At 66.8% G+C, this 21,234-nt stretch carries 18 protein-coding genes; 7 read left to right on the top strand and 11 right to left on the bottom strand.

The window, feature by feature from the left end:
• Positions 1-31 precede the first annotated feature (31 nt).
• The 3 genes from A0J57_RS18935 to A0J57_RS18925 are packed head-to-tail and all read left to right on the top strand — an operon-like array spanning position 32 to position 2,062.
• Complete coding sequence (locus tag A0J57_RS18935; protein ID WP_025551447.1) at positions 32-1,213, top strand: acetyl-CoA C-acetyltransferase; 1,182 nt, start codon at positions 32-34, stop codon at positions 1,211-1,213.
• Positions 1,214-1,244: 31 nt separating this feature from the next.
• Complete coding sequence (locus A0J57_RS18930) at positions 1,245-1,664, top strand: PaaI family thioesterase (RefSeq protein ID WP_226870507.1); 420 nt, start codon at positions 1,245-1,247, stop codon at positions 1,662-1,664.
• Between the two features lie 32 nt (positions 1,665-1,696).
• Positions 1,697-2,062: a hypothetical protein gene (locus tag A0J57_RS18925; RefSeq protein ID WP_061939250.1), complete on the top strand. Its 366-nt coding sequence runs from the start codon at positions 1,697-1,699 to the stop codon at positions 2,060-2,062.
• Between the two features lie 30 nt (positions 2,063-2,092).
• Here the strand turns inward: A0J57_RS18925 and A0J57_RS18920 are convergent, their stop codons facing one another.
• Positions 2,093-3,964, bottom strand: coding sequence for an AMP-binding protein (locus A0J57_RS18920; protein WP_061939249.1), 1,872 nt, complete (start codon positions 3,962-3,964; stop codon positions 2,093-2,095).
• 331 nt (positions 3,965-4,295) lie between these two features.
• Here A0J57_RS18920 and A0J57_RS18915 point away from each other — a divergent pair, with 331 nt between their 5' ends.
• Both A0J57_RS18915 and A0J57_RS18910 read left to right on the top strand, forming a co-directional pair.
• Positions 4,296-5,438, top strand: coding sequence for an epoxide hydrolase family protein (locus A0J57_RS18915; RefSeq protein WP_061939264.1), 1,143 nt, complete (start codon positions 4,296-4,298; stop codon positions 5,436-5,438).
• A gap of 9 nt (positions 5,439-5,447) precedes the next feature.
• A complete protein-coding gene (locus A0J57_RS18910) occupies positions 5,448-5,933 on the top strand; it encodes a MaoC family dehydratase (RefSeq protein ID WP_235600908.1) in 486 nt (161 codons plus the stop codon).
• A gap of 99 nt (positions 5,934-6,032) precedes the next feature.
• Here A0J57_RS18910 and A0J57_RS18905 read toward each other — a convergent pair whose 3' ends face one another.
• From A0J57_RS18905 to A0J57_RS18870, 9 genes are all read right to left on the bottom strand, one after another.
• Positions 6,033-6,698 (bottom strand): TetR/AcrR family transcriptional regulator, encoded by a 666-nt coding sequence (locus tag A0J57_RS18905; RefSeq protein ID WP_061939245.1) that lies wholly within the window; start codon positions 6,696-6,698, stop codon positions 6,033-6,035.
• A 138-nt stretch (positions 6,699-6,836) separates the two neighbouring features.
• The gene (locus A0J57_RS18900; protein ID WP_328587047.1) at positions 6,837-7,862 is read right to left on the bottom strand and encodes an aldehyde dehydrogenase family protein; all 1,026 of its coding nucleotides are present in this window, start codon (positions 7,860-7,862) and stop codon (positions 6,837-6,839) included.
• Positions 7,844-8,308 (bottom strand): aldehyde dehydrogenase family protein, encoded by a 465-nt coding sequence (locus tag A0J57_RS27300; protein WP_328587046.1) that lies wholly within the window; start codon positions 8,306-8,308, stop codon positions 7,844-7,846. Before A0J57_RS27300 ends, A0J57_RS18900 begins: the two co-directional genes overlap by 19 nt.
• The gene (locus A0J57_RS18895; protein WP_061939243.1) at positions 8,305-9,276 is read right to left on the bottom strand and encodes an alpha/beta hydrolase; all 972 of its coding nucleotides are present in this window, start codon (positions 9,274-9,276) and stop codon (positions 8,305-8,307) included. Before A0J57_RS18895 ends, A0J57_RS27300 begins: the two co-directional genes overlap by 4 nt.
• Positions 9,273-10,007: an SDR family NAD(P)-dependent oxidoreductase gene (locus A0J57_RS18890; protein ID WP_061939241.1), complete on the bottom strand. Its 735-nt coding sequence runs from the start codon at positions 10,005-10,007 to the stop codon at positions 9,273-9,275. Before A0J57_RS18890 ends, A0J57_RS18895 begins: the two co-directional genes overlap by 4 nt.
• Positions 10,004-11,980, bottom strand: a complete 1,977-nt coding sequence (locus A0J57_RS18885) for an NAD(P)/FAD-dependent oxidoreductase (protein WP_061939240.1) — start codon at positions 11,978-11,980, stop codon at positions 10,004-10,006. The genes A0J57_RS18890 and A0J57_RS18885 overlap by 4 nt, the downstream gene beginning before the upstream one ends.
• Positions 11,981-12,015: 35 nt before the next feature.
• Positions 12,016-13,155 carry an alcohol dehydrogenase catalytic domain-containing protein gene (locus A0J57_RS18880; RefSeq protein ID WP_061939238.1) on the bottom strand — a complete coding sequence of 380 codons (1,140 nt, stop codon included), beginning with the start codon at positions 13,153-13,155 and terminating at the stop codon, positions 12,016-12,018.
• 2 nt (positions 13,156-13,157) lie between these two features.
• A complete protein-coding gene (locus A0J57_RS18875; protein WP_061939236.1) occupies positions 13,158-14,564 on the bottom strand; it encodes an MFS transporter in 1,407 nt (468 codons plus the stop codon).
• 378 nt (positions 14,565-14,942) lie between these two features.
• Positions 14,943-17,336, bottom strand: a complete 2,394-nt coding sequence (locus tag A0J57_RS18870; protein WP_062017330.1) for a TonB-dependent receptor — start codon at positions 17,334-17,336, stop codon at positions 14,943-14,945.
• Between the two features lie 492 nt (positions 17,337-17,828).
• On the opposite strand from A0J57_RS18870, the gene A0J57_RS18865 reads away from it, so the two are divergent.
• Positions 17,829-18,698 carry a fumarylacetoacetate hydrolase family protein gene (locus A0J57_RS18865; RefSeq protein ID WP_061939232.1) on the top strand — a complete coding sequence of 290 codons (870 nt, stop codon included), beginning with the start codon at positions 17,829-17,831 and terminating at the stop codon, positions 18,696-18,698.
• Between the two features lie 97 nt (positions 18,699-18,795).
• A complete protein-coding gene (locus tag A0J57_RS18860; protein WP_061939230.1) occupies positions 18,796-19,557 on the top strand; it encodes a 2-keto-4-pentenoate hydratase in 762 nt (253 codons plus the stop codon).
• 370 nt (positions 19,558-19,927) lie between these two features.
• Here the strand turns inward: A0J57_RS18860 and A0J57_RS18855 are convergent, their stop codons facing one another.
• Complete coding sequence (locus A0J57_RS18855; RefSeq protein WP_061939228.1) at positions 19,928-21,229, bottom strand: aminotransferase class V-fold PLP-dependent enzyme; 1,302 nt, start codon at positions 21,227-21,229, stop codon at positions 19,928-19,930.
• Positions 21,230-21,234: the final 5 nt, after the last annotated feature.

Raw genomic sequence — 21,234 nt, 5'->3', positions numbered from 1 at the left:
GGTGCGGACGACAAGAGAAGGAAATGCCAGAGTGACCGCGGAAATCATCCTCGCCCATCCCGTCCGCACCCCGATCGGGAGCTATAACGGCACGCTCAAGGACGTGCCGGCGGCCGAACTGGGCGCCGTCGCCATCCGGGAAACCGTGCGCCGCGCAGGGCTGTCGCCGGATGCCGTCGGCGCGGTCACCATGGGCAATGTGATCCAGGCCGGCAACAGGATGAACCCGGCGCGCCAGGCGGCGATCCACGCCGGGCTGCCGGTCTCGGTCCCCGCCCTCACCGTCAACCGGGTCTGCGGATCGGGCGCGCAGGCGATCGTGACCGCCGCGCAGGAAGTGCAGCTTGGCCTGCACGACGTCGCCATCGCCGGCGGCATGGAGAATATGGACCGCGCGCCCTATCTGATGACCGGCGGCCGCTGGGGTTATCGCATGGGCGACGCCGCGATCATCGATTCCATGCTGCATGACGGCCTGAACGACGCCTTTTCCGGCCAGCATTCCGGCTGGCATACGGAGGATCTCGTCACCCGCTCCCAGATTTCGCGGGATGCGCAGGACCGCTGGGCCGAACGCTCGCAGAAGCGCTTCGTGCAGGCGCAGTCGGAAGGCCGTTTCGCGGCGGAGATCGCCCCCGTCACCATCAAGGGCCGCAAGGGCGACGTCAGCTTCGCCAGCGACGAGGCGCCCCGCGCCGATACGACGCTGGAGGGGCTGGCCCGGCTGAAGCCCGCCTTCCGCCCGGACGGCACGATCACCGCCGGCAATGCCCCCGGCCTCAACAGCGGCGCATCCGCGATGCTGGTCGCCACCCGCGCCTGGGCCGAGGCGAACGGCGTCGAGCCGGCGGGCCGGATCGTCTCCTACGCCGTCGCCGCGCTGGAGCCGGGCCTGTTCGGCCTCGCGCCGGTCCCCGCCGTGGTGAAGGCGGTCGAACGCGCCGGCTGGAAGCTGCCGGACGTGGAGCGGTTCGAGATCAACGAAGCCTTCGCCGCCGTCCCGCTGGCCATCATCAAGGAACTCGGCCTGCCGGAGGACATCGTCAATGTGGAGGGCGGCGCGATCGCCCATGGCCATGCCATCGGCGCGACCGGCGCGGTGCTGACGACCCGGCTGCTGCATTCGATGAAGCGGGACGGCGTGCGGCGGGGCCTTGTCACGCTTTGCATCGGCGGCGGCCAGGGTATAGCGCTCGCACTGGAAACGCTGTGACGGCGGCATGGATGCGGGGGAAAGATCGGTCATGAACGGTTTCGATACGATAAGCGCTCTGGCGCGGGGCGAACTGCCCCGCCCCCCCATGGCCGATACCGTGCCCTTCACCCTTCTTCCGCCCGAAATGGGACGCGTGGAGCTGAGGGCGACGCCGGGCGAACGCTTCCTCAACCTTGGCGGCGTCGTCCATGGCGGCTGGGCGCTGACCATGCTGGATTCCGCCATGGGCCTCGCGGCGGCAACCACCCTGGACGAGGGCGGTTTCGCCCCCACCTATGAAACCAGCGTCAAGTTCCTGCGGCCCATCCCCGCCAATATCGGGGAAATGCGGGTGATCGGCACCGTCATCTCGCGCGGCCGGTCCCTTGTCGCGTTGGACGGACGCATCGAAAGCCTCGACAACCGCATCTTCGCGCACGGCACGTCGACCTGCGTCGTTCCCCGCTGAACGCGGGGCGCACCATCTTTCAGGAGCATCGCATGGCTGAACCGAAGCATCCGTTCCGCGACGATCTGGACGATCAGTCCGTCCTCCACTCCACGGTCACGCGCAAACCGATTGTCGGCCGCGACAGGATATTGCGGACGATCCAGGCGGCCGGCGCGTCCTATGACCATATGCGTCCGACCTATCATGAAGCGATCGGCAACAGGAGCTTCGCGGAATATGACGCGAGGATCGCGGGCGGGCCGGAACTTCACTGCGTGGCGGCGATCACCCGGAAGGAATCGGGCGCGGTGGAGACGGTCATCATCAACTTCACGCCGCTGGACGGCGCGCTCGCGCTGGCGGAGAAGTTGAAGCAGGCCCTCGCGAGCGAAATCGGCGCCGATTATTTCCTTTAGGGCTCCTGCCCGCCGCGACGACGGAGCCGGTCACAGGATCGTGACCGGAACCGTCCCGTCGGGGTCGTAGAGCTGGTCGACCAGCGCCGCGCGGATCTGGAGCACCTTGCGCTGGTTGATATAGCCCTTGTCCGTCGTCTCGCCCGCCCCCAGCGATGCGGGCTCCGCCAGCAGATGCAGCGCAGCCACGCGGCGCGTCCCGGTGCCGTTCCCGGCATTATAATCCGCGATCCTCTCGCGAACCGCCGCCGCGACCGCGGGATGCGCGTGATAATCGCCCCCGATGTCCGGAAAGCGCGCCCGGCAGCCGACCGGGTTCACCCAGGCGAGAAGGCGGATGTCCTTCCGGTTCTCGCCGGCGACGACGACATCGCGCAGCAGCGGGTCCGTCGCGGACAGGATGGCAAGGCGCAGCGCGCCGACATTGACGAAGCTGCCGTTGACCAGCTTGAAATTCTCGCTGGCCCGCCCCGCGAAGATCAGGCCCAGTTCGGGACGCTCGGGGTCCAGGAAACGCAGCGCGTCGCCGACCTTGTAATAGCCCTCCTCGTCGAACGCGTCGCGCGAAGCCTCCGGCGCGCCGATATAGCCCGGCGTGATGCCCGGCCCGCGCACCCTGGCTTCATAGCGGTCGTCGAACGGCACCAGCTTCAGGTCGAATCCCGGCAGGGGCAACCCGACTTCCGCCTTGCCGTCGCCGAACCAGTGCGCCACCGAAATGCCCGGCGCCGCCTCCGTACAGCCCCAGCCGGAAAGCAGCGCGGTCTTCTTCCCCGTCGCCTGCACGGACAGCGCCTGGAACCTGTCCCAGGTCTCCTGCGGCAGGGCGGCGCCCGAAAAGGCGCAATAGCGCAGGCGGCTGAAGAACCGGTCGCGCAGCGTCTGGTTGACCTCCATCTCCTCGGCCAGCATCTGGAAGGCGGCGGGCACGTTCATCACGAAACTGGGCGCTATGTCGATCAGGTTGCGCACCGTGGTTTCGAATTCGCCCGGAAGCGGCCGTCCGCCGTCTATGTACATGGTGCCGCCCTGCTGCAACACGCTGTCGACATTATTGGTGCCGCCCAGCGAGTGGCTCCAGGGAAGCCAGTCGACCAGCACATAGTCCTCCTCATCCCAGGGCCAGGCCTGGGACACCGACCTTGCCCCCACGCACATGTTGCGGTGGCTGTTCTTCACGCCCTTGGGCGATCCGGTCGAGCCGGAGGTGAAGATGATCTTGGCGATCGCGTCAGGTTCGACGGCGGCATAGGCGCGTTCGAACGCATCGCCCGCCGGAACGGCCAGTATGTCGGGCAGCGAAAGCGGCGCATCGCCGGCCAGCCCGCTGATAAGGTCCGCCCGGCGATAGGGGTCGAGCGCCAGGCTGCTCTCATAGCCCTCCCGCCGTTCGACGAAGACGAGGGACGGCTGGAGCTGCTCCCCCAGATAGAGCAGGCGCTCGAGCCCACCCTCGATCCGGCTGAACTGGGGCGAAAGCGGCGCCACGGCCACGCCCACCGCCATCGCGCCGAAGGCGACCACGGCATGCGCGATCGAATTGGGCGACAGGATCGCCAGCGGCCCCCCGCCCACATGGCCCCCGGCCGCCAGAAATTCCCCGACGCTCGAAATCCGGCGCCAGGCCTCCGCATAGCTGAGATGCACCCATTGGCCGTCCGCGCCGCGCTCCGCCAGGAAAGTGGTCTCCGGACGCTCCGCCGCCCATTTGCGGACATGCGCCGCGATATTCCGTTCGATCGGCCCAAGGGGAAGGGGGGAGCGCAGCAGGATGGTGCCGTCCGGCCGGGTCTCCATCTCCACCGCCCGGCGGGGGAAGCGGACCGGATGAAAATCGGGGTCCTGCGGCTCGCTCTCGCCGGCTGCGGCGATTGCGGGTGCCTTGATCTGGTTCAGTGCCATTCCATCCTCGACGATCTTCTGACGCCCGGTTCGGACCGGGCCTTTCCCTGCCGGAGCCGCTTCGCGCGGCTTTCCCTCATGGGGGCACGGCGTCCTCCGCTTCGCGACCATGCGCTGCCGGCTGGAGGGGCCCCGCCCGATATGCGTCCGCGCGCGGTCGCGCCGACTCATGCGACCGCTCTACCACATATGGTCGATTTTCCAATAATAAATGCACTTTTTTACGCTTCGGGCTTTTGCTATCATGCAGGCTCTGTTGGTGACGCAGCTGCCCGGCGCGGTCCGATTTCCGCCCCATGGCCGCCGCGCAAACCGGAAGGCGCCGATTTCCATGCCCCTGCTTCCCCGATCCTCCCCGCGCCCCGCCCCGATCGCCATCCCGGCGTCCGCGCTGGACGGGCTGCGGCAACGGCTTGCGGAAGCCCGCTGGCCCGACCGGGAAACGGTGAAGGACGAATCGCAGGGCGTCCGCCTTGCCGATGTGCGGGACCTTATCGCGCGCTGGCGGGACGGCTATGACTGGCATGCCTGCGAAAGGCGCATCAACGGCTGGAATCCGCAGTCGATCGACATTGACGGACTGGGCATCCACTTCCTGCATGTCCGTTCCCCCCATGCCGATGCGCGCCCGCTGCTGCTGACCCATGGCTGGCCCAGCAGCGTGCTCGAATTCCGCCATGTCATCGATCCGCTGACGCGGCCGCTGGACCATGGCGGTTCGGCCGGCCAGGCCTTTCACCTCGTCATCCCCGCCTTGCCCGGCTTCGGCTTCTCGGCCTCTCCGGCGGCGGCGGGCTGGGGCGTCGAACGCATCGCGCAGGCCTGGTACACGCTGATGGACGCGCTGGGTTATGACCGCTTCTTCGCGCAGGGCGGCGATTGGGGCGCGGCGGTGACGGCGCAAATGGCGCGGGAACCCCGGCCCTCGCTCGCGGGCATCCATCTCAGCATGCCGATCTTCTACCCGCCCGAGCCGCCGGCGCAGCCCACGGAGGAGGAACAGGTCGCGCTCGACAAGAGGCATTATTTCCGCACCCAGGGCTATGCCTATTCGCAACAGCAGAGGGAAAGGCCCCAGACGCTGGCCTATGGCCTGGCCGACTCCCCGGTCGGACAGGCGGCGTGGATCTATGAGAAGATCCGCGACTGGTCCGACCCCGCATCGCAGCTGCCGTTCGATGAGGTGATCGACATGATCATGCTCTACTGGCTTCCCAACAAGGCGGCCTCGTCGGCGCGGATCTATTGGGAAAGCCCGATGCCTTCGATCCGGCCCGGACCGATCGGCGTGCCGGTCGGCGTCAGCGTCTTTCCCTTCGACATCATCGGCAGCACCCGCGCCTGGGCCGAGGCGCGGTTCGACCGGCTGATCCATTTCGCCAAGCTGCCGCGCGGCGGCCATTTCGCGGCGTGGGAGGCGCCGGACCTGTTCACCGCCGAATTGCGGACCTGCTTCTCATCCCTGCGCGGATGACGCCGGCCCATGACCAAGGACAAGAGAGGAGAGAGGAAGATCATGTGCACATTGGATGAATTGCGGTCGATGGTCGGTCAGGAAGTGGGCGTTTCCGACTGGTATCTGATCGATCAGGACATGGTGAACCGCTTCGCCGATCTTACCGACGACCATCAATTCCATCATGTCGATCCGGAACGCGCCAGGGATTCACCCTTCGGCACCACCATCGCGCACGGCATGCTCACCCTGTCGCTTCTGCGGTCCATGTATGAAAGCAGCAAGGCGCCGGTCCTCGACGGCACCAGCATGGCGGTCAGCTATGGCGCGAACCGGCTGCGCTTCACCGCGCCGGTGCCCACCGGATCGCGCGTACGGGGGCATTTCACGCTGGCCGACCTCAACGAAGGCGATGACGGCCGGGTGTTGCAGACCTTCACCTTCACGGTGGAGATAGAAGGCCAATCGCGCCCGGCGCTGATCGCGGAATGGCTGATCCAGTTCGTTCGTTGAACCGCGACCGCGCTTGCCTTCCCGCGCCAGGAACCGCCCGGCAACGGGCGGTTTCCATCCGGCGGGGCAGGCGGGCGGCGGCAAGCCGCCCCGGCTTCCTCAATTGCTCGCTTCGGCCTTTTCCGACGCCGCCTCGGGTCCGTTGGCCGAACGGCGGCGCAGGGGAATGCGGGTATCGACATCGGCGACGCCCAGCCGTTCCTTCACGGATTTCCGCGCCCGCTGGAGGATCTTCTCCGCGGTTTTGAGGTCGGTCGTCATCCGCGCCATGACCAGCGCGCCCAGCGCTTCGGAAAAGGCGGCGTTCGCGGCCTCCTCCGGATCGTCGACCCCGGCGCGCTCCAGCAGCCGGGTCACGCCGTCGATCAGTCCGCGCATGCCATTGCTCAGCCGCCCGCGCCCATCCTCCGAAAGATGGGCCAGCTCGCTGGTGAGCGACGGGATCGGGCACCCCGTCTCCGGATGGCTGCGATGGGTCATCGACAGATAGCCGTCGAAGAATTTGGCGATCGCCGCGCGGGGCTCTCCGACATCCAGCAGGCCCAGGAACCGCTCATAGCGTTCGTGGAACATATGCTCGACCGCATGGGCGACCAGATCGTCCTTGGACGCGAAATGGGCATAGAAGCCGCCGACGGTCAGGCCGGCCGCGGACATCACATTCGCCACCGCCACCCGGTCGATACCCTGGCAACGGATCGCCCGCGAAGCCTCCGTCAGGATGCGCTCCCGCGTACGCGCCTTATGTTCGCTTGGATATCTCATGCATAATCCCATAAGTGACGTGATCACAGCCGCTTACAGGAAAAAACGCGCCGCTTTCCCAAATGGCTGCTTGCAGCCAAGATAATATTATGGCCGTTCAGTTCAAGGGGTTTTCGCAACGGACGCCCCACGCCGCCGTCAATCCGGCGCAGCGCGCGGGGCCAGCATATATCTGGTGGCCAGATATTCGTCGATCCCCTCCGCCCCGCCTTCGCGGCCCAGACCGGACATCTTCACCCCGCCAAAGGGGGCGGCGGCGTTGGAAAGGACGCCGACATTCCACCCCAGCATGCCCGTTTCCAGCGCCTCCCCCAGCCGCTGCATCCGCGCCGCATCCCGGGTGAAGACATAGGCGACCAGCCCATATTCCGTGTCATTGGCCAGCCGGACCGCCTCCGCCTCCGTCTCGAAGGTCTGGATCGGCAGGATGGGACCGAAAATCTCCTCCTCCAGCAACAGGCTGCCGGGACGGACATCGGCCAGCACGGTCGGCTCGAAGAAGGTGCCGGGCCGGTCCAGCGCCCTGCCGCCGGTCGCGACCGCCGCCCCGCGCGCCACCGCATCCTCGACCAGCCTCAGGCAATTGGCGACGGCCTTGCGGTCGATCAGCGGACCGATCGTGACCTCCGGATCGAGGCCGGAACCGATCCTGAAGTCGCGCACCCGCCGGACCACCGCCTGCGCAAAGGCGTCGGCCACACCGGCATGGACGATGAAACGGTTGGCGGCGGTGCAGGCCTGGCCGATATTCCGGAACTTCGCCAGCATCGCGGCGTCGGCGGCGGCCTCCACATCGGCATCCTCGAACAGGACGAAGGGCGCGTTGCCGCCCAGTTCCATGGAGGTGCGCAGCACATTGTCCGCCGCCTTGCGCAGCAGGATGCGTCCCACCCGCGTGGAGCCGGTGAAGCTCAGCTTGCGCAACCGCCGGTCCGCGATGATGGGGCCTGTCACCTCGTCGGAGCGGGAGGTGGGAATGACGTTGACCACGCCGGGCGGCAGCCCCGCCTCCTCCAGCAGGCCGGTGAAGTAGAGCGTGGTGAGCGGCGTCAGTTCCGCCGGCTTGATCACCACGGTGCAGCCGGCGGCGAGCGCGGGCGCGATCTTGCGCGTCGCCATGGCGAGCGGGAAGTTCCACGGGGTGATCAGCAGGGCCGGTCCCACCGCATGGCGGATATGGTCATCGTCCCCGTTCCTTCGGGCGAAGGGCCGTAGCGGCCGGCGATGCGGACGGCTTCCTCGCTGAACCAGCGCAGGAATTCGGCGCCATAGACGACTTCCGCCCGCGACTCCTTCAGCGGCTTGCCCATCTCCAGCGTGATGAGGCGCGCGATCCGGTCGGCGTCGCGCATCACGAGGTCGAACGCCCTGCGCAATATGTCGCTGCGCCGGCGGGGCGCCGTGGCGGACCAGCCGGCAAAGGCGTCATGCGCGGCATCCAGCGCCGCAAGACCCTCCGCCGGGGAGGCGTCCGCCACCTTCGCCAGCAGTTCGCCCGTCGCGGGATCGAGCACGTCGAACGTCGCGCCGGACGCGGCGGGGCGCCACCTGCCGTCCAGGAACAGCCCCGTCGGCAGGTCGGCGGGCAGGGGGCGGGCGGATGCGGTCATGCTTGGGCCTTTGCTGGGGCGGCGGACGAACGAAGGAACAGCGCGGCATGCGCCACCTCGTCACGGGCGGACGGAATCGCCCCGCCCAGGGTGATGAAGCCATGCAGCATGCCGGGCAGGTGGCGATGCGTCGTCGGCGTCCCCCCCGCCTCCAGCGCGGCGGCCAGCCGGATCGTGTCGTCGCGCAGCGGGTCATGCCCGGTCGACAGGATCAGCGTGGGCGGCAACCCGCCCAGGTCGGGCGTCCGGATCGGGGACGCGCGCGCGTCCACAGCCTGCGCGACATCCCCCAGATACAGGTCGCGGAACCAGCGCATGCTGGACGCGGTCAGCGGATAGCCCGCGCGGAACTCTTCCATGGAGGCGGCGACCTCCCCCAGGTCCCCCACCGGATAGAAGAGGACGAGAGCCGTCAGGGGCGCCTCCCCGCGAAGCGCCAGCGCCGCGACCAGCGCCAGCGTGCCGCCGCCGCTGTCGCCGAACAGCGACAGATGGGCCGGATCGCCGCCGAAGTCCGCGGCATGGCGGGCAATCCAGCGCGCGCACCCGATCGCATCCTCGGCCGCGGCGGGGAAGGGATTTTCCGGCCCCAGCCGGTAGTCGACGGCGATGACGATGCTGCGGGACAGGGCGCTCAGCAGCCGGCAGGCGGAATCATGGGTGTCCAGATCGCCCACCACCCAGCCGCCGCCATGGAAGAAGACGGTCAGCGGCGCGGCCTCTCCCACATCGTCGGGCCGGTAGATGCGAACGGGAATGGACCGGCCGGGAAGGTCGATATGGTCGTCCCGCGACCCGATCCCCGGTTCCGCCGGAAAGGCGAAACGCGCCGAACTTTCGCGAAAGGCCGCCCGCGCCTCGCTCACGGCCAGCCGTTCATAGGGCTGCCGCCCGGATTCGAGAAAGGCCTGGACCAGCTTGTCCGCACCCGGTTCGAGCGGCGTCACCAGCGGGAATGGCGGGTTCATTGGCCCGCGACCCCGAGCAGCGCCCCGCCCTCGACCAGAAATTCCCCGCCGGTCGAATAGGAGGATTCCTCCGAAGCCAGGAAGGCGACCATCCTCGCGACATCGTCCGGCTGGCCGATCCGGCCGATCGGCACGACGGCGGGATCGATGTTGAGCTTCGCGGACATCTCGGTCTCGATCAGGCCGGGCAGCACCGCATTGACCCGCACCCCCTGCCCGGCGAAATCCAGCGCCGCCGCCTTTGTCAGCCCCATCACCCCGAATTTCGACGCGACATAGCCATAGCGGTTGCGATTGGGACGGACCCCGTTGATCGACGCGATGTTGATCACGGAACCGCCGCCTGCCCCGACCATCACCGGAATGCAGGCGCGCATGCCGTAGAAGACGCCGGTCAGGTTGATGTCGATCATCCTCCGCCACTGCTCGTCGCTGGTTTCGGCCAGGGGGCCGCCGCCGCCGACGCCCGCATTGTTGACCAGCACATTGACCGGTCCGAAGGCCTGGGCGGTGGCCTCGACCGCATCGGCCCATTGCGCGGAACTGGAGACGTCCAGGCGGTGGAAGATCGCCCCCGGCCCCAGTTCACGGGCCAGCGCCGCGCCGTCCTGTTCAAGCAGGTCCGCGACCACGACCTTCGCGCCTTCCCGCGCGAGCCGCCGGACCTGCGCCGCGCCCAGCCCCCGCGCGCCCCCCGTCACGATCGCGATCTTGCCCGCCAGCCTGCTCATTCCGCCGCCTCGGCCCGGTCGGGCAATGCCGTGATGGCATAATCCTCAAGGACGGGCGTCTGCATGAGGTTCCAGTAATCGAGCAATTCGAACGGCCATAATTTGGACGTGCGGCCGGTGCTGTTCTTGTACCAGCTTCCGACACCCTCGATCCCCCAGGCGCGCCGGGTGTTCGCCTCCTCCACCCAGTCGGTGAAGCGCTTCGTCGCCGCCTCGGTCGGCTCGATCGCCTGCCAGCCATTCTCCAGCATCAGCTTCAAGCACTTCACCGCATATTCCAGGCTGACCTCCGTCATGTAGATCGCGCTGCCATTGGCGGAGATGACGGCGCCCGGACCGCTCGGGATGAACAGATTGGGGAAATGGGGCACCATGATCGTGTTGTAGGCGCGCGGATCGCCATTCCAATAATCGTGGATCTCGATCCCGTCACGGCCGCGCACCTCGATGTCCGCGAACATCTCGTCGGTGCGGAAGCCGGTCGCGTAGATCAGCACGTCGAATTCATGCAGCCGGCCGTCCGCGGTCACCACCCCCTCCGGCACGATCCGCTCTATATTGCCGGTGACCAGTTCGACATGCTCCTTGCGCAGCGTCCTTGCCCATTGACCATTGTCGCGCAGCAGCCGCTTGGCCCCCGGCGGATAGGTCGGCGTGACCTTTTCGACCAGATCCGGCCGATCCGCGAGCTGGCGGTTGATCTCCGCCACCAGTTCGGCGCGGAACTGGGCGTTCAGCTTGCTGACCGTGCCCTTCTCCGTCCAGTCGGGATCGACGGTGACGATCGGCATCCGCCCCTCCGTCGCCAGCCAGAACTGCCAGAACCGGTACCAGCGCGCATAGGCCGGAATGTGCCGGAACAGCCAGATCATCTCCGGGCTGATGTCGTCCAGATAGGTGGGCGTGGGCAGCAGCCAGGGCGCGCTGCGCTGGAACACCGAAAGCTGCCCCACCTGGTCCGCGATGCTGGGCGCGATCTGATAGGCGCTGGCGCCGGTGCCGATGATGCCCACCCGCTTGCCCGTCAGGTCGACGCCATGGTCCCATTGCGCCGAATGCATGGCGGGGCCGGCAAATGTCTCCACGCCCGGAATATCGGGCAGCTTGACGGCGTTGAGCAGGCCGGTGCCGTTGACGATCGCATGGCCGCGATAGGTTCTGGTCTCCCCGTCGGTGACGGCAGTCACCACCCATTCGCCCGCCTCCTCATCGAAGATCGCGGATTCGACCACCGTATTGAAGATGAAGGCGTCGCGAATGTCGTAATCGTGCGACACGCGGACCAGATAGTTCAGGATTTCCGGCTGCGTCGAAAATTGCTGCGGCCAGTCGATCTTCTGCGCGAAAGTGTAGCTGAAGGCATAGTTCTGCGTATCGAGGCGGCAGCCGGGATAGGTATTCTCCCACCATGCGCCGCCCACCTGGCTGTTCTTCTCCAGCACGACGAAGTCGACGCCCGCCTGCCGCAGGCGATAGGCGGTGGCGATGCCGGTGATGCCGCCGCCAAGCACGATCACCCGGAAATCCCGTTCGGGCGCGATCTCCCCGGCGGTCCAGTCGGGCGCGCCGGTGTCCGGCTGGGCGATCTCATGCCGCAGCAGGTCGCCATATTCCACCGGATCGCGGGTGATGAGGAAACCGACGAGCTGCGTCATCTCGTCACGGCTGAGCGGCTCCTTCGGAACGGACCCACGGTCGCGATATTGCCTGATCGCCTCGACGATGAGGCGGCGGGCCTCCTTCTGCTGCGCCTCGTCCAGCCCGCCATGCGGCAGCGGGATGAAGGAACGCTTGGTGTGCGGCGGCTTGAGCGACGCGGGTATCAGGTCCAGGTCGTGATTGACCTGCGCCAGCGCCGCCAGCAGCGACGGCAGTTCCGCCTTCTCGACGATCCTTTCGATCTCCGCATCGTCGATCGTGACCGGCAGATAGCTGTCGAAAACATCATGTATGCGGGTCTTGGCTTCGGCCATTGGGCAATCCTTCCTGAATTCCGTGAAATGCGCGATCACATGTCGAAGAGTATGACCTGTCGCAGCTGGTCGCCGTCAGCGAGCGCGTCGAAGGCGTGGTTGATGTCGGCAAGCGCGATGTGGCGGGAGATCAGCCGCTCCACCGGGAGCCGCCCGTCCCGCCACAGGGCTTCCAGCAGCGGTATGTCGCGGCTGGGCACCGCCGAACCGAGATAGCTGCCCACGATGCGCCGCGATTCCGCCGTGACCAGCAGCGGCGCGATCTCCGAACGGGCGTCGGGCGCGGGCAGGCCCACCGTCACCGTCGTGCCCCCCGCCGCCGTGATGGCGAAGGCGGTTTCGAAGGCGCGGGGATGGCCCGCCGCCTCGATGACGATGGATGCCCTGATGCCCGCCGCCAGCGCCTGCTCCGGGGTATAGGCTTCGTCCGCGCCGAAGCCGATCGCGCGGTCCAGCTTGTCGGGCAGGGCGTCGATGCCGATCACCCTGCCGGCGCCCAGCGCGCGGGCGGTAAGAAGCGCCGCCATGCCGACGCCGCCCAGGCCGATCACCGCCACGCTGTCCCTTTCCCCCGGACGCGCCTCGTTGAGCAATGCCCCGCCCCCGGTCAGCACGGCGCAACCGAAGAGGGCCGCCACGTCGGGCGGAACGTCATCCCCCACCGGCACCGCCGAACTGCGATGGCAGACCAGATGGTCGGCAAAGGCGGAGACGCCCAGATGATGCCAGACGCCGTGGCCGCATTCACTCAGCCGGACATCGCCGTCCAGCAGCGTGCCCGCGCCATTGGCGCGGCTGCCGTTGCTGCACGGCACGCGGCCATCGGTCCTACAGGCGTCGCACTCGCCGCAGCGGGGCAGGAAGGTCAGCACCACCCGCTGGCCCACCGCAATATCGTCCACCCTCTCGCCCAGCGCCATCACCCGCCCCGCCGATTCGTGCCCCAGCAGCATCGGCAAGGGACGCCTGCGGTCGCCGTTGATGACCGAAAGGTCGGAATGGCAAAGGCTCGCCGCCTCCACCTTGACGAGGATCTCGCCGGGGCCGGGCGGGGCCAGCTCGACCGCTGCGATGCGGATCGGCCGGCTTTCCGCATAGGGCCGCGCGGCGTCGGACGTTTCGAGAATGGCGCCCTGGATGGTCAGCGGCCCCTGGACGATGGCGGTGTCGGACATGGTCAGCCTGCCTTCCGGAGATCGGCTTCGTCGATCGCCCGCAGCGAATAGCTGGCGGGCCTGCGATAGAGCGCGCCCACGCCGAAGATCGAAACGCAGAGCGCCGCCATCATGTAGAGGATGATCGGCGTGGTGGAACCGAAGCGGCTGAGCAGCCACACGGCGATGATGGGCGCGACCGACCCCGCGGCGATGGAGGTCGCATGATAGGCGAAGCCGCTGGCGATGTAGCGCAGCCGCGTCGGGAACAGTTCGGGCAGCATGGACGATTGCACGGCGATGCACAGGGCCTGCGCCCAGAAGGCGAAGGTCATCACCGCCATGATGATCCAGAACCGCCCCGTGTCGAGCAGCGGGAAGTAGAAGGGCGACCACAGCAGCAGCGCGATCGCGCCGGTCAGGAAGACCGGCCGCCGTCCGAAACGGTCGGCCAGCCAGCCCGCCCCGATCACCGGGATCACCGTCGTGACCGAGGCGACGAAGGTGACGAACAGCACCTCCGACGAACTGAGCCCGACCTGCTGGTTCAGATAGCTGACCGTGAAGATGGAGGTGATGCCGAAGATCGTGTTCTCGCCCAGCCGCGCCGTGATGCCGACCAGCAGTTCGCGCGGATAGCCGCGGATCACCTCGATCAGGCTGCCCTGCTTCAGCCGCGCCTCGTCATTCCTGCGGCTCGCTTCCTGGAAGATCGCCGATTCCTCGACCTGCCGGCGCACATAGGCGCCCACGGCGACGATCACCACGGAAAGCCAGAAGGCGATGCGCCAGCCCCATGACAGGAAATCCTCCTTGGCCATGGCGCTGGAGAGCAGCAGCAGCACCAGCACGCCGGCGATATTGCCGACCGCCGTCGCGCTTCCCGCCAGCGTGGTGTAGAAGCCGCGCCGATGGTCCGGCGCGCGCTCCGCCACCAGCAGGGTCGCGCCGCCCCATTCGCCGCCGATCGCGAAACCCTGCGCGAACCGCAGGATGATAAGGGCGATCGGCGCGGCGATGCCGATGGACTGGTAGGTCGGCAGGCACCCGACGAGGAAGGTCGACAGGCCGATGATGAGCAGCGTCATCTGCAACACGCGCTTGCGGCCGAGGACGTCGCCATAATAGCCGAGCACCACGGCGCCGACCGGCCGCGCCACGAAGCCGACGGCGACCGTGACGAAGGCCGACAGCGTGGCGAACCACGGGTCGCCCTCCGGAAAGAAGATCTTGCCGAAGACCAGGCCCGACGCCGTGGAATAGACCAGGAAGTCATACCATTCGATGGCGGTGCCGGCCATGGAGCCCAGCACGGCCTTCCGGAGGCCGGGATCGCCGCCATCCCCTTCCCGCGCCGGAACCGCCGCGGTCGCGGGCTGCAAGGCTCCGCCCTCTCCTATATCCTCATTCGCCGGGAGCGCCGTCCGCATCGTCAGATCCTTCGAAAAGCAGGGGAGGGACAGGGCCGGGCCCGAAAGGCCGCCAGGCCCGTTGACCGGCCATGGGACGCACGCGGCGGCCACGGCATCGCTTCGCCATGGGGGCGGAGACCGCCACCGCCGTTCAGGCCACCGCGCCCCTCGGCCCCGGTGGGCGCCTGTCCGCCCCATCCCTCTCCATCGCCTAGCCTCATCGGCCGATTTCCAAATGCTGTTATGGCGATAATATTATCATCCAAATGCGGGGCCAGCAAGCGGCAATCATCGACCAGAGATAATAAAATGGACTTTTTTGAGGCGACGAGGAGGAGGAAGGAGGAACCGGCCGCCCGGCGGCGGGAAGCGACCCCCGGGCGGCCGGCGCGCGCATCAGAACTTATGGCTGAAGCGCACGCCATAGGTCGCGGGCTGGCCGGAAAGCCTGCGGACGACGTCGAAGAGCTTGGCGACGTTCGTCCAATAATAGCTGTTGGTCACATTCTTGCCGAAGACCTCGGCGGTCCAGCGGCCGTCGCGGCTGCCGATCCCGGCCCGCAGGTCGAGCGTGCCATAGGCGTCGATCCTCAACGGCGCTTCATTGCCGAACCCGGCGCTGGTGCGCGAACGATGGGCGAAGTTCGCCGCCAGCGTCATGTCGAGATCCCCCGTCGCCGGGAATTTGTAGCTGGCGTCCAGATTATACTGGTATTTGGGCGTATAGGGGAAAGGATTGCCCTCGAAATTCCGGAGGTTGGCGAGGATCGTATAGTTCATGAAGTCGCCGATCACCCGGGTGTCGAGATAGGTCCCCGATGCCGAAAGCGTCAGGCCGCGCAGCGGATAGAGGATCAGTTGCGCCTCCGCGCCGCGAATCCGCGACTTGGGAATATTGGTCAGCGCCTCCAGCGGACCGAAGATGTTCGGCGTGATGATGGACCGGCCCTTGAGCTGCTTGTCCGTATAGTCATAGTTGAACAGGGCGCCCGTGGCATCCAGCAGCCGGTCGAACAGCGACGCCTTGAAACCCAGTTCATAGGCCAGCACGCTTTCCTGCCGCACCGGCAGGAAGGTGATGTAGCTGATGGACGATGTGACCGGGATGCTGCCCGCCTTGTAGCCGCGGCTGACGTTGAAATAGAGCAGCGTATTGGGCGCCGGCTTGAAATCGGCGCCCGCCTTCCAGGAAACATTGTCCTGGTCGAAGCTTCCGATCGACGGCCCGACGCTCAGGTCCGCCTGCAACATCGTGCATTCGCCGCCCAGGATCGGCGCCAGCGGCGGCAGCCCCTGGGACGCGCGGGCGCTGTTGAACACCTTGGTCAGCGCGATGCCGCTATTGTCGTTGCCCGCGCGCAGGCAGGTGTCGTAGCTCAGGTCCGCCTTGGTGTAGCGGGCGCCGCCGTGGAGCGTGACCTTGTCCCCAATGTCCAGGTCGACATTGCCGAATACCGCATAGGTGCGGAAACTCTGCTTGCCGAAGGACCATGTCGCGGCATCGTTCGTCGTCGGCGTGAACGCCGCATTCTCGGTGGAATAGGGGCTGTCGAAATATCCCTCCTCATGCGTCTTGTCCCGGGCATAGCTCGCGCCGAGGATGACGGTCGCCGGGCCGAACCGGCCGGTCGCCCGCACCTCCGTCGAGAAGGAGGAGATGCGGCCATAGACATTCTGGTCGGTCATCTTGAGCGCGGTGCCGTCGATGTCGACATCCTGATCGACCCGCATGTGCGACCAGTCGTTGAGCATCGTCAGCGTGACCTGATCGGTCAGCTCATAATCGGTGCGCAGCGCGATCTGGTAGAAGCGGTTGTCGCGGCGATAGGCCTGGCCGGGGTCCCAGTCGGCGGCGCGGGCATTTTCCGGCGCGACCGGATAGGCCAGCAGCAACGGAATGCGCGACGCCACGGAGGGAATCTGCGGCAGCGGCGCCTTGAACTGACCGGCCTGGGTGTCGCTCCTGTCGATGAAGCCGCTGAGGTTCAGGCTCACCTTCAGGCGGTCCACGCCATGCCAGTCCAGCATGAAGCGGCCCTGGGCGAAGCGCTGCTCGCCAAGCGTGTCGTCGCGCGTATAGCTCTTCTGCCAGCCGCCCGACCGCACGCCCCGCGCCGCGATGCGGAAATCCAGCCCCGGCGCGACCGGCCCGGTGATATAGCCCTGGGCGTCCACCGTGTTGAACCGCGCATAGCTCGCGGTAATGCCCGCGCCGAAGACGTCCTTCGGCTTGGCGGCGATATAGTTGATCGCGCCGCCGGTCGAATTCTGGCCGAACAGCGTTCCCTGCGGACCCTTCAATATCTCGACCCGCTCGATGTCGAACGCCGCGCCCTGGCTCATCACGCTGAAGGGCAGCGGCGCCTCGTCGATATAGACGCTGACCGTCGGGCGCGCGCCGATGGACGTGTCGAAGAAACCGATGCCGCGCAGCGAATAGACCGGCACGCCGATGCCGCTTTCGACATAGTTGAAGCCGGGCGCCAGCTTCACCAGGTCCTGCACGCTGGCGATGCCCCGGCTCTGCAACTGCTCGCCGGTCACGGCGGTGATCGACATGGGCACGTCGCTCAGGTTCTGCGCCCGCTTCTGGGCCGTGACGATGATGTCGGTGTCGCGCAGCGCGGCGTCCTGCTCCGCCGCCCCGCCTGGCCCGCCCGGCCCGCCCGGCGCGGCGGGAACCGTCGCGGGGGCCATCCCCTCGCCCGCCATCGCGGCCGCATGGAATCCGCCGCTCATCGCGACGGCGGCCACGCCCGCCAGCCAGATTCCGCCACAGGACTTGTACATGTCGTTCCTCCCCTCATTGTCGAGCCTCTTCGGGCTCCCGTCGAACCGTCATGCGGCCATCGCGGTCAGCGGTCTTCCGATGGAAAGGGGTGCGTTCCGTCACGCGGGCGGCTTGCGGCAGCCTGTCATCCACGCGCGGCTTTCGGGTGTCCTGCCCTCGCAAGGACAGGCCCGGTCACGACTTCCTCTCCATCTGGCAGGCTGGCCCTGCTCTTGCCTCTACCGAGACTCGGTGTCCGTCATCATGAGTGTCAAGCATATGCAATCTAGTGGACTATGCAACAGGAAATAGACTTTTTTGCATTTAGTCCGTTTTTACCGGAGCCCCGCCTCCCCTGCCCGCATCCCAACCCCTTGAGACATGGGGGAACTTGCCCGCCATGCCCGCCCCCGGCGACGGGCGGCCGCATCGGCGGGATGAAATAAAATGGACTTTATATTGACTAATCGACTTCCTGTCCTATCCTCCCGCCAGAAAGTCAGGAGAGAATTATGCGATTCGTGCGATATGAGGCTGGCGGCGAGGCAGGACTTGCCGTTTCGGTGGAGCAGGGGGCGTTTCACGGACTGCGGCTGTCCGACCCGGCCTATCCCGGCGAACTGAGCGCGCTGGTGGCGGCAGGCCCGGCCGCGCTGCAGCAGGCGAAGGCCGCCCTGCTGAACGGGCCGGAGGTCGATCTCGACAGCGTCACCATCCTCCCTCCCTTTCCCACGCCGGGCAAGATCCTGTGCATCGGCCTCAATTATCGCGACCACAGCGCCGAAGTCGCCATGGAGCTTCCGGACTATCCGCTCGTATTCGCGCGCTTCCCTTCGACATTGATCGGACATGGCGCGGCCATAGAACGGCCCAGGATTTCCGAAACGCTGGACTATGAAGGCGAATTCGTCGCCGTCATCGGCAAGAGGGGGAAGCATATTCCGAAGGAACGGGCGCTCGACCATGTCGCGGGCTACTCCCTCTTCAACGACGTCTCGGTTCGCGAATTTCAACGCCGCACCCCGCAATGGACGGTCGGCAAGAATTTCGACGCCAGCGGCCCCTTCGGCCCCTGGTTCATGACGGCGGACGCCCTGCCCTCGGGCGCTCGCGGACTGCGCCTCCAGACGCGCCTCAACGGCCAGACCGTGCAGGATGCGAACACCGACGATCTGGTCTTCGATGTCGAAACCCTGATCTCCACCCTCTCGGACGCCTTCACGCTGGAACCCGGCGACATCATCGTGACGGGCACGTCGGCCGGGGTCGGCGCCGGCCGCAAGCCGCCGCTCTGGATGAAGCATGGCGATGTCGTGGAGATCGAGCTTGAAGGGTTCGGCGTGCTGCGCAATTCCGTGCGCGACGAAGCGGACGCCGCCTAAAGCCAATTGCCGGCAGGGGGGTCAGGCCCGGCGGTCCGGCATGCCCCGGAACGCGCCGCCGCGCCCTGCGCCCATCCCCATCATATGAGGTAAGGATATGACGACCGTTCAGCGCGCAACGCAGGATTTCTGGGAACGCATCATCGCGCATGAGCCGCTTCCGGCGGAATGGGCGGGCAGGCTTTCCATCGACGAGGGCTATGCGGTGCAACTCGAAATCGCGGAACTTCACGCCCGGGCCGGCAACGCGCGCACCGGCTGGAAGGTGGCGGCGACCAATCCGGCGGTCCAGCAACAGCTTGGCGTCAGCGAACCCGCCTTCGGTTCGCTGCGGAACGCAACCACGCACGGGGACGGCTATGACCTGCCTGCCGGGAAATTCGTCGTGCCGCATGTGGAATCCGAAATCTGCTTCAAGGCGGGCGAAGGCATCGCCACCGTCGAAACCGAGGAAGACGTGCTGGCGGCGCTGGAATGCTGCTTTCCATCCTTCGAGCTGATCGAGAAACGGGTTCCCGTCCTCGACATGGGCGTCGCCATCGCGGACAATGTGGAACACACGTCCATCGTCCTCGGCGCCCCTCACCCCGTCCAGGGACTGACGTTCGAGAGCATCGCCTGCCGCCTGACCTTCAATGGCGAGGAAGTCGCCACCGGAACCGGCGCCAATGTGCTCGGCAACCCGCTACGCTCGGTCCTCTGGCTGAAACAGGCGCTCGCACGCTATGGCCGCCGGATCGAACCGGGCGACCTGATCATGACCGGCTCGCTCGTCCGCCAGTTCCCGCTCAAGGCCGGCGACAAGGTGACGGCGGAATTCTCGACCATCGGCAAGGTTTCGATCACCGTCTCAGACTAGAGCGCGCATTCGGTTTCCGTTGTCGCATCTTTTCCGATCGCGCGACATCATGGTCCTGCGCAGGCGGGAACCCGGTTCACAGGCCGAAACCGGGTTCCCGCCTCCCGATAGACAGTCTCCATCTGAACGGCGCCAATTCCGAAGCGGACCGGTTCATCCCATCCACGCCCCGCCGTCAATCCTCCCTGAAGGCACATGGATCCGTCGACTTCCTGCCGGACATCGACACTCCTTCAACCCAATCACAATATTTCACGCCCGACGCGAACTCAATATAGGATGTCGATGACATCATGCCGGCAGGCCTTCCACCGGGCGACAATCGCCAGCAGCCGGTCGAAAACCCGCGGCAACCCCTTCGCATCTCCCGTCACAGCGCCTTCATCGCCTCGATGAAATAGTCGATCTGCGCTTCGCTCGTATAGATATGCGGCGAAACGCGGATGACGTTCAGGCCCACAAAGGCCTCGGAATTGACCTTGATCCTGAACCGGTCGAGCAACTGGCGCTCCACATCGTCGGCCGACCGCTCGCCGCACAGAAAGGCGGTCAGGGCCGACGATTGCTCCGGCGCGTCGGGCGTGACCACCCTTCCCCACGCGATCTCGCGCAATCCGGTGCGCAGGCGCTCGGACAATTGCCGCAACCGGCCGCGAAACAGCTCGCCGCCGATCACGTCGTGAAATTCCAGCGCCTCCAGAAATCCCATTTCGGTGGCGATGTTCGCCGGCCCCTGCCGGTCGAACTTGCGCGCGCTGTGCCGCCAGGCGGGCGGGGTGCCGGGAAGCCATTCGGGGCCCGATGTCGACGCCACCCGGTCGAGGATGCGCTTGCTGAAATAGGTGAACCCCGCCCCGGACCCGCCCAATATCCATTTGTGGCTGGGCGCGGCGAGATGGTCTATGCCCAGTTCGGCGACATCGATCCTGATCGCGCCGAACGCCTGCGCCGCGTCGACCGACACCATCAGCCCATGGCTGCGGCCAAGCTCCGCCAGCGCCTTCACCGGCATTTGCCAGCCCGTGCGATAATTGACCCAGTTCATCACCAGCCATCGGGTGCGCGGCGTGATGGCGGCGGCATAGGCCGCGACGATCTCCTCCGGCGAACCCGGCTCCGGGCCCAGGTCGACGAAGACCAGCTTGACCCCATAGCGCCCGGTGAGCGTCAGGAAGGACTGGAAGGACGCGAAATGGTCGCCGCGCTCCAGGACGATCTCGTCGCCTTCGCGCCAATCCAGCCCCTGCGCCAACAGGTTGAGCCCTTCCGTCGTGCTCCGCGTCAGGGCGATTTCATCGACATCGGCATTGACGAAGGCCGCCGCCTTGGCGCGCACCTGCTCCAGCAGGTCCTGCCGGTCGTGATCCTGGGGATGGCTGGCAAGGTGGCGCTGCCAGCGCTTCTGCGTCTCCAGCACCAGTCGCGGCGGCGGGCAATAGGTGCCGTTGTTCAGGAACGTCAGCCCGTTGACGAAATCGAACTGCGACCGGATGCGCTCCCAATAGGCCGCGTCCGCCCCTTCGGCCGGCGGCGCGAACTGGGCGCGGTCGGTCGCGAACTGGGCGCCGGCAAAGGCCATCAGCCCGAAGGCCTCGATCTTGATCATCGGCGGCAAGGCGCTGACCGGCGGAAGCGGATGGCGAAACACGTCGCGGGGGGCAATCTCAGTCATGTCTC

This window comes from Sphingobium sp. 22B (assembly GCF_001580035.1).
In the GTDB taxonomy this organism is placed as follows: domain Bacteria; phylum Pseudomonadota; class Alphaproteobacteria; order Sphingomonadales; family Sphingomonadaceae; genus Sphingobium; species Sphingobium fuliginis.
The sequence above is the reverse complement of the archived record's forward strand: the minus strand, read 5'-3'. Positions and strand labels throughout refer to the sequence as shown.

Bases quoted from the DNA above. Each gene is read 5' to 3' on its own strand.
- A0J57_RS18930 (WP_226870507.1), top strand. From the start codon at position 1,245: ATGAACGGTTTCGATACGATAAGCGCTCTGGCGCGGGGCGAACTGCCC.
- A0J57_RS18925 (WP_061939250.1), top strand. From the start codon at position 1,697: ATGGCTGAACCGAAGCATCCGTTCCGCGACGATCTGGACGATCAGTCC.
- A0J57_RS18920 (WP_061939249.1), bottom strand. From the start codon at position 3,964: ATGGCACTGAACCAGATCAAGGCACCCGCAATCGCCGCAGCCGGCGAG.
- A0J57_RS18915 (WP_061939264.1), top strand. From the start codon at position 4,296: ATGCCCCTGCTTCCCCGATCCTCCCCGCGCCCCGCCCCGATCGCCATC.
- A0J57_RS18910 (WP_235600908.1), top strand. From the start codon at position 5,448: ATGACCAAGGACAAGAGAGGAGAGAGGAAGATCATGTGCACATTGGAT.
- A0J57_RS18905 (WP_061939245.1), bottom strand. From the start codon at position 6,698: ATGAGATATCCAAGCGAACATAAGGCGCGTACGCGGGAGCGCATCCTG.
- A0J57_RS27300 (WP_328587046.1), bottom strand. From the start codon at position 8,308: ATGACCGCATCCGCCCGCCCCCTGCCCGCCGACCTGCCGACGGGGCTG.
- A0J57_RS18895 (WP_061939243.1), bottom strand. From the start codon at position 9,276: ATGAACCCGCCATTCCCGCTGGTGACGCCGCTCGAACCGGGTGCGGAC.
- A0J57_RS18890 (WP_061939241.1), bottom strand. From the start codon at position 10,007: ATGAGCAGGCTGGCGGGCAAGATCGCGATCGTGACGGGGGGCGCGCGG.
- A0J57_RS18885 (WP_061939240.1), bottom strand. From the start codon at position 11,980: ATGGCCGAAGCCAAGACCCGCATACATGATGTTTTCGACAGCTATCTG.
- A0J57_RS18880 (WP_061939238.1), bottom strand. From the start codon at position 13,155: ATGTCCGACACCGCCATCGTCCAGGGGCCGCTGACCATCCAGGGCGCC.
- A0J57_RS18875 (WP_061939236.1), bottom strand. From the start codon at position 14,564: ATGCGGACGGCGCTCCCGGCGAATGAGGATATAGGAGAGGGCGGAGCC.
- A0J57_RS18870 (WP_062017330.1), bottom strand. From the start codon at position 17,336: ATGTACAAGTCCTGTGGCGGAATCTGGCTGGCGGGCGTGGCCGCCGTC.
- A0J57_RS18865 (WP_061939232.1), top strand. From the start codon at position 17,829: ATGCGATTCGTGCGATATGAGGCTGGCGGCGAGGCAGGACTTGCCGTT.
- A0J57_RS18860 (WP_061939230.1), top strand. From the start codon at position 18,796: ATGACGACCGTTCAGCGCGCAACGCAGGATTTCTGGGAACGCATCATC.
- A0J57_RS18855 (WP_061939228.1), bottom strand. From the start codon at position 21,229: ATGACTGAGATTGCCCCCCGCGACGTGTTTCGCCATCCGCTTCCGCCG.